Annotated in this window: 4 protein-coding genes; 2 read left to right on the top strand and 2 right to left on the bottom strand. The window is 42.5% G+C overall.

The window, feature by feature from the left end; translation table 11 throughout:
- Positions 1 to 14: 14 nt before the first annotated feature.
- Positions 15 to 1,904 (top strand): DUF3466 family protein, encoded by a 1,890-nt coding sequence (locus AACT21_RS06985; RefSeq protein ID WP_094163487.1) that lies wholly within the window; start codon positions 15 to 17, stop codon positions 1,902 to 1,904.
- 169 nt (positions 1,905 to 2,073) lie between these two features.
- Positions 2,074 to 2,247 carry a ribosome modulation factor gene (gene rmf / locus AACT21_RS06980; RefSeq protein WP_010320553.1) on the top strand — a complete coding sequence of 58 codons (174 nt, stop codon included), beginning with the start codon at positions 2,074 to 2,076 and terminating at the stop codon, positions 2,245 to 2,247.
- 136 nt (positions 2,248 to 2,383) lie between these two features.
- On the opposite strand, the gene fabA is transcribed toward rmf, so the two are convergent.
- Positions 2,384 to 2,902: a bifunctional 3-hydroxydecanoyl-ACP dehydratase/trans-2-decenoyl-ACP isomerase gene (gene fabA, locus AACT21_RS06975; RefSeq protein WP_013856904.1), complete on the bottom strand. Its 519-nt coding sequence runs from the start codon at positions 2,900 to 2,902 to the stop codon at positions 2,384 to 2,386.
- A 71-nt stretch (positions 2,903 to 2,973) separates the two neighbouring features.
- Positions 2,974 to 4,617 carry a S16 family serine protease gene (locus AACT21_RS06970; protein ID WP_010320551.1) on the bottom strand — a complete coding sequence of 548 codons (1,644 nt, stop codon included), beginning with the start codon at positions 4,615 to 4,617 and terminating at the stop codon, positions 2,974 to 2,976.
- Between the last annotated feature and the right edge of the window lie 28 nt (positions 4,618 to 4,645).

The raw sequence follows: 4,645 nt of genomic DNA, 5'->3' as shown, positions 1-4,645 counted from the left end.
GTTAGAGATTATTAATGAGTAGTAAAACATTTAAAATCACCGTAATTGCAGCCAGCATTCTGGCTGCCACTCAAGCTCATGCTGCACTTTACCAAATTGTAGAGGTGACACCCGGTAACTTAGTCGCTAATGAATATTATGGAAGGGCAATACAAAAAGATAACCTTTCAGCAAATCCTCTTGGATGTTTTACGGCCGGAAATAGCTGTAATACTTTTGCGTTTGGTGGCGATACGCTCAATGGTTCTGATGGCATTTCCTATCATGATGAAGTGCCATTCAAAATGGATAATCGTTTTGTTTATCAGGATATTGATGATCTCAAAAACTATTGCTCTAACGAACTCGGTTATTCTACTTGTGACGCATGGGCTGATAAGCAGTGGCACGGTTTTGAGTACAACAATGTTGAAACTGGCGGTTTGAAGCGTGAGCGTGATGCTTGGGATAATGGTAGTTATCTACAAAATGCAGCGGTCTTTGTTAATTCATCGCAAGTTGTTTTGACTTTTGGCTCTATTGCAAATACTCAGAATACCGTTTTAACTGGGTTAGACGGTACTTATGCTTTTGGTATTACGAGCAGCGGTTACACACAGTCTGGGAGTAATTACGCTCTAGGCTACCGTCAACGTGGTTTTTATAATGGCAATATTTTAAATCCACCAACAGACACCACAATTGTCAAAGACACAAATAATAAAATTGTTGAAAAAATGGGTCGGACGTTCGCTTATGATGTATTCAATGATGGTACCCATAATTTCGTGGTTGGTAGTGCATCAGTTAGCCCTTATTTAACGGGTAATGGTGATGATGATAACAAAGACTACAATGGCGATGTTAACACTTGTGTGAGTGATGGTCTCGATCCACAGTTAACTCGTCAGTGTCAAAATTTTGCATTTGCAACGCAAGCTTATATGTGGGATACAGCATCTATCTCGACGGGTTACCGTGTAACAGGGTGGGTCGGTGATGTTGAAGCAAACCGTAGCGGATACTCTGCACAAGCAAGTGTAAGAGGCGCTGCTGTTCCTACATCTGGCAGTTACGCTAACAAGCCAGTTATGGCTGGTTTTAATACCTATCGCGATGATAATGTGTTTAGAATGCAAGCAACAGTATTCTATCCTAATGCAAGTTACGACGTAATAACTCCTAAGCATGATATGTGGAGTAGTAAGGTTATTACTGGCACAGAACTGAAAGTGGATGGAGATGTGATTTACTCCAACTCATTAGCGACAGATATTAATAACCATTTAATCGTGATCGGTGAAACAAAACGTCGAGGCGATAAACCTGAAAGCGGCGCAGCAGCAAACCGTATTTTTGTGTCGGATGCCAATAGTGGAACGCCTGTAGCTAACTATCTATCAGGTGGAATTTTCTTTACTGGTGCTGGCGGTGAAGCGAAAGCGATCAACAATTTCAATGAAATTGTCGGTCAAATCGATGCAGAGAAAGGTCGTGAAGATGGAGGCAAACAACGTCGTCATCGTGGCTTTATCTATCCTTTCAACGGTACAGGGAGTAATGCAGCAAGAATGGCATTGTTCCAGAACCAAGGTTGGTGGTTAGATGATCTAACCAACGGTGGGGCTTACTCACAACATAATAACCAGTTCCGTATTTTTGAAGCCTCAGATATCAACGATGATGGTGTGATTGCAGCAAGTGCATTTAAATGTACTGGTGGCTATGACGATTTCTCCCATAACTCATACTGTACTTCTGGAAGTGAAAGCGTTGTCGCGATTAAACTGATCCCGATTGCTGGCGCGGCGGCTAGCGATATTGAAATCCGTAGCACGGCACTTCCGCCCGTTGAACGTAAAGGCGGTAGTATGGGGTGGATTACTCTGACACTACTTGCTCTCTTTGGGTTCCGCAGAAAATAATTAAATAGTGTAAAGAATGGCGCAAGTTCACAATTTAGAATCTGCGCCTTTTTTGTAACTTGAGAAAGTCGAATTTTTGAGCAATTCTTAATTGTGGCGTAACAGATATGCCATGTAGATTTAATAGTTGTATGTAAGACACAAGTTACTGTATGAGGACTACACTATGATGAAGAGACAAAAGCGTGATCGCCTTGAAAGAGCACAGTCTCATGGGTATAAAGCTGGCTTAAACGGACGTTCCGTAGAGGCTTGCCCTTATCAACAAACGGACGCTCGTTCATATTGGCTAGGTGGTTGGCGCGATGCCAGAGATGACAAACAAGCTGGTCTCTACAAATAAACTCCCACATACATGCAAAAGGATTTAAGCCCCGGAAGGGGCTTTTTAGTATTTAAGTCACTCTAAAGCACTATAACTAAGTGTTTTGATGAGAAAAAAGCGACTCTATGAGTCGCTTATGAATAGTTTAACGTCATTAAAAAGCAGAAGTATCTTGGAAAAGACCTACTTTTAAATCCTTTGCAACGTAAATCTCTTTGCCATCGACAAGAACGCGACCATCAGCTAGGCCCATTACAAGTTTACGGTTAACAACGCGTTTCATCGTGATTTCGTAAGTTACTTTTTTTGCTGTTGGTAGGATCTGACCTGTGAACTTGACTTCACCAACACCTAATGCCCGGCCTTTTCCTTTGCCACCAACCCAGCCAAGGAAGAAACCAACCAATTGCCACATCGCATCTAAACCTAAACAGCCAGGCATTACAGGATCGCCAGGGAAATGGCAATCGAAGAACCATAGATCAGGAGTAATATCTAACTCAGCAAGAATAAGGCCTTTACCATACTCGCCCTCGGTTTCTGACATTTTCGTGATGCGGTCCATCATCAACATATTTGGCGCTGGCAATTGAGGGTAGCCAGGCCCAAAAAGCTCACCTTGGCTAGAGGCTAGTAAGTCTTCACGATTATATGAATCTCGTTTATTCTGCATTATCAGTTACTCCAATTTTTGATAGGGTGCATATTAGGGAACACGTGTACGCTAAACAACTCCGATCAGTGCTACACAAACCAGTTTTTAATGCGCTCTGCAATACTGTGTGATTGGTCATGCCTTTCAAAGTTTTCAATACGTTGAGCAATTTTATTAATGATGCTTTCTTCGTCATCGCCTCTGAATGACGCACCCATAAGGATCGGTACTGCTTCATCAACTGTAGCGACTGGCCAAATATGAAATTCATCATTTTTAATGCTATTGACTACATCTTTATGAAGCGCAAGATGTTTTAGATTTGTTCTTGGTAGAATGACGCCTTGTCCACCCGTGAATCCCTGATGCTTACACACATGGTAGAAGCCTTCAATTTTTTCGTTTAGCCCGCCAACAGCTTGGACTCGCCCGAATTGATCAACCGCACCTGTCACAGCGATTTGTTGGTTAATGGGATGTTCAGATAAAGCGCTTACTAAAGAACATAACTCGGCTAGTGATGCACTGTCGCCATCCACTTCGCTGTATGATTGTTCGAAGACAACCGAAGCAGAATAGGGAAGCGGTGCGTCAAGGTTCATTGAACTGCTTACAAAGGCTTGCATTATCATCATGCCTTTTGCATGCAAATTACCACCGAGCTCGGCTTTGCGTTCGACATCGGTAATATCACCGTCACCAAAGTGCACAACGCATGAGATACGAGCTGGTTCACCATAGGAAAGAGGATGGCCAGCAACATCGATCACCGTTAATCCATTGACTTGGCCGACTTGTTCGCCTTGAGTTTCAATAATGACTTGTCCATCAAGTATGTCGTCGAGTGCTCGTTGCTGCAGATAAGACTCTCGATAATAGCGTTTGTCTAAGGCACTTTCGATATGAGATTTAGTAATCGGATACTGATTTGACTCTAAGGCCGCTTCTTCTATGAGTGTTCTGTGCCATATTACACATAACGGCGTGTAATGTTGATCTTCCGTGAAACGGGCACCTGCGGTCATAAGAGCAGGAATGGCATCTTCAGTCAGTGTAGGGAGTTGGTATTCTTCAGATATCCAACGTAAATAAGCGAGATAGGTCAATATCGATTGTTCATCAATTTTCAGGTCCAACTCTAATTCGGTGTAGAAACAAAAGCTTGAGCGGACGTCTGCATCCAAATAGTCGACATCGGCTAACTGGTTCCTATCACCTAAAATGATCAGTTTGACCTCATATTTTTTAGAGATTGGTGAGGGGTGTGGTGATTTAGCATCACAATTAATGGGGCTTACATCTTCGCCTAATACTGCCGCTTTTAATAATGGCCACATTTTAGGATTAGCCAGCAGCATATTAGCGGAGATCAGAAGATAACCACCATTGGCTTTATCCAATAAACCAGGAATTTCGCTGGTGATAAGCCCATTTTCAGCGCGGTATTGGCCAAAGATAGTCCCCATATCGAGGGACTCTGTACAAATAACGTGCGAGTTTGGCTTTATTACTTGAAGTTTTTGACTGACTAATTGACGATAGATTGAGTTATCTGGCGCGTTGATCAACATCACTCGTGTAAAACCTTTCAATTGAACAAACTGCTGAATAGCGGTTGCTAGTCTGGGCTGTGTGTCGAGTAATGTTACCGGAGATAGACTAGGGTACTGAGCTAGTTGCGAGTGGAATTGATCATACTGAGGTGTGACTGAACGCCAAATATTTTGAGTCATTGAAATCTAGTGTTTATTAAAAGAAGCC

Source organism: Vibrio sp. V08_P9A1T1 (assembly GCF_963874405.1).
GTDB lineage: Bacteria > Pseudomonadota > Gammaproteobacteria > Enterobacterales > Vibrionaceae > Vibrio > Vibrio anguillarum.
This window is presented reverse-complemented; position numbering and strand designations above follow the sequence as displayed.

Excerpts from the sequence above, each read along its gene's own strand:
- fabA (WP_013856904.1), bottom strand. The coding sequence starts at position 2,902 with ATGCAGAATAAACGAGATTCATATAATCGTGAAGACTTACTAGCCTCT.
- rmf (WP_010320553.1), top strand. The coding sequence starts at position 2,074 with ATGAAGAGACAAAAGCGTGATCGCCTTGAAAGAGCACAGTCTCATGGG.
- AACT21_RS06985 (WP_094163487.1), top strand. The coding sequence starts at position 15 with ATGAGTAGTAAAACATTTAAAATCACCGTAATTGCAGCCAGCATTCTG.
- AACT21_RS06970 (WP_010320551.1), bottom strand. The coding sequence starts at position 4,617 with ATGACTCAAAATATTTGGCGTTCAGTCACACCTCAGTATGATCAATTC.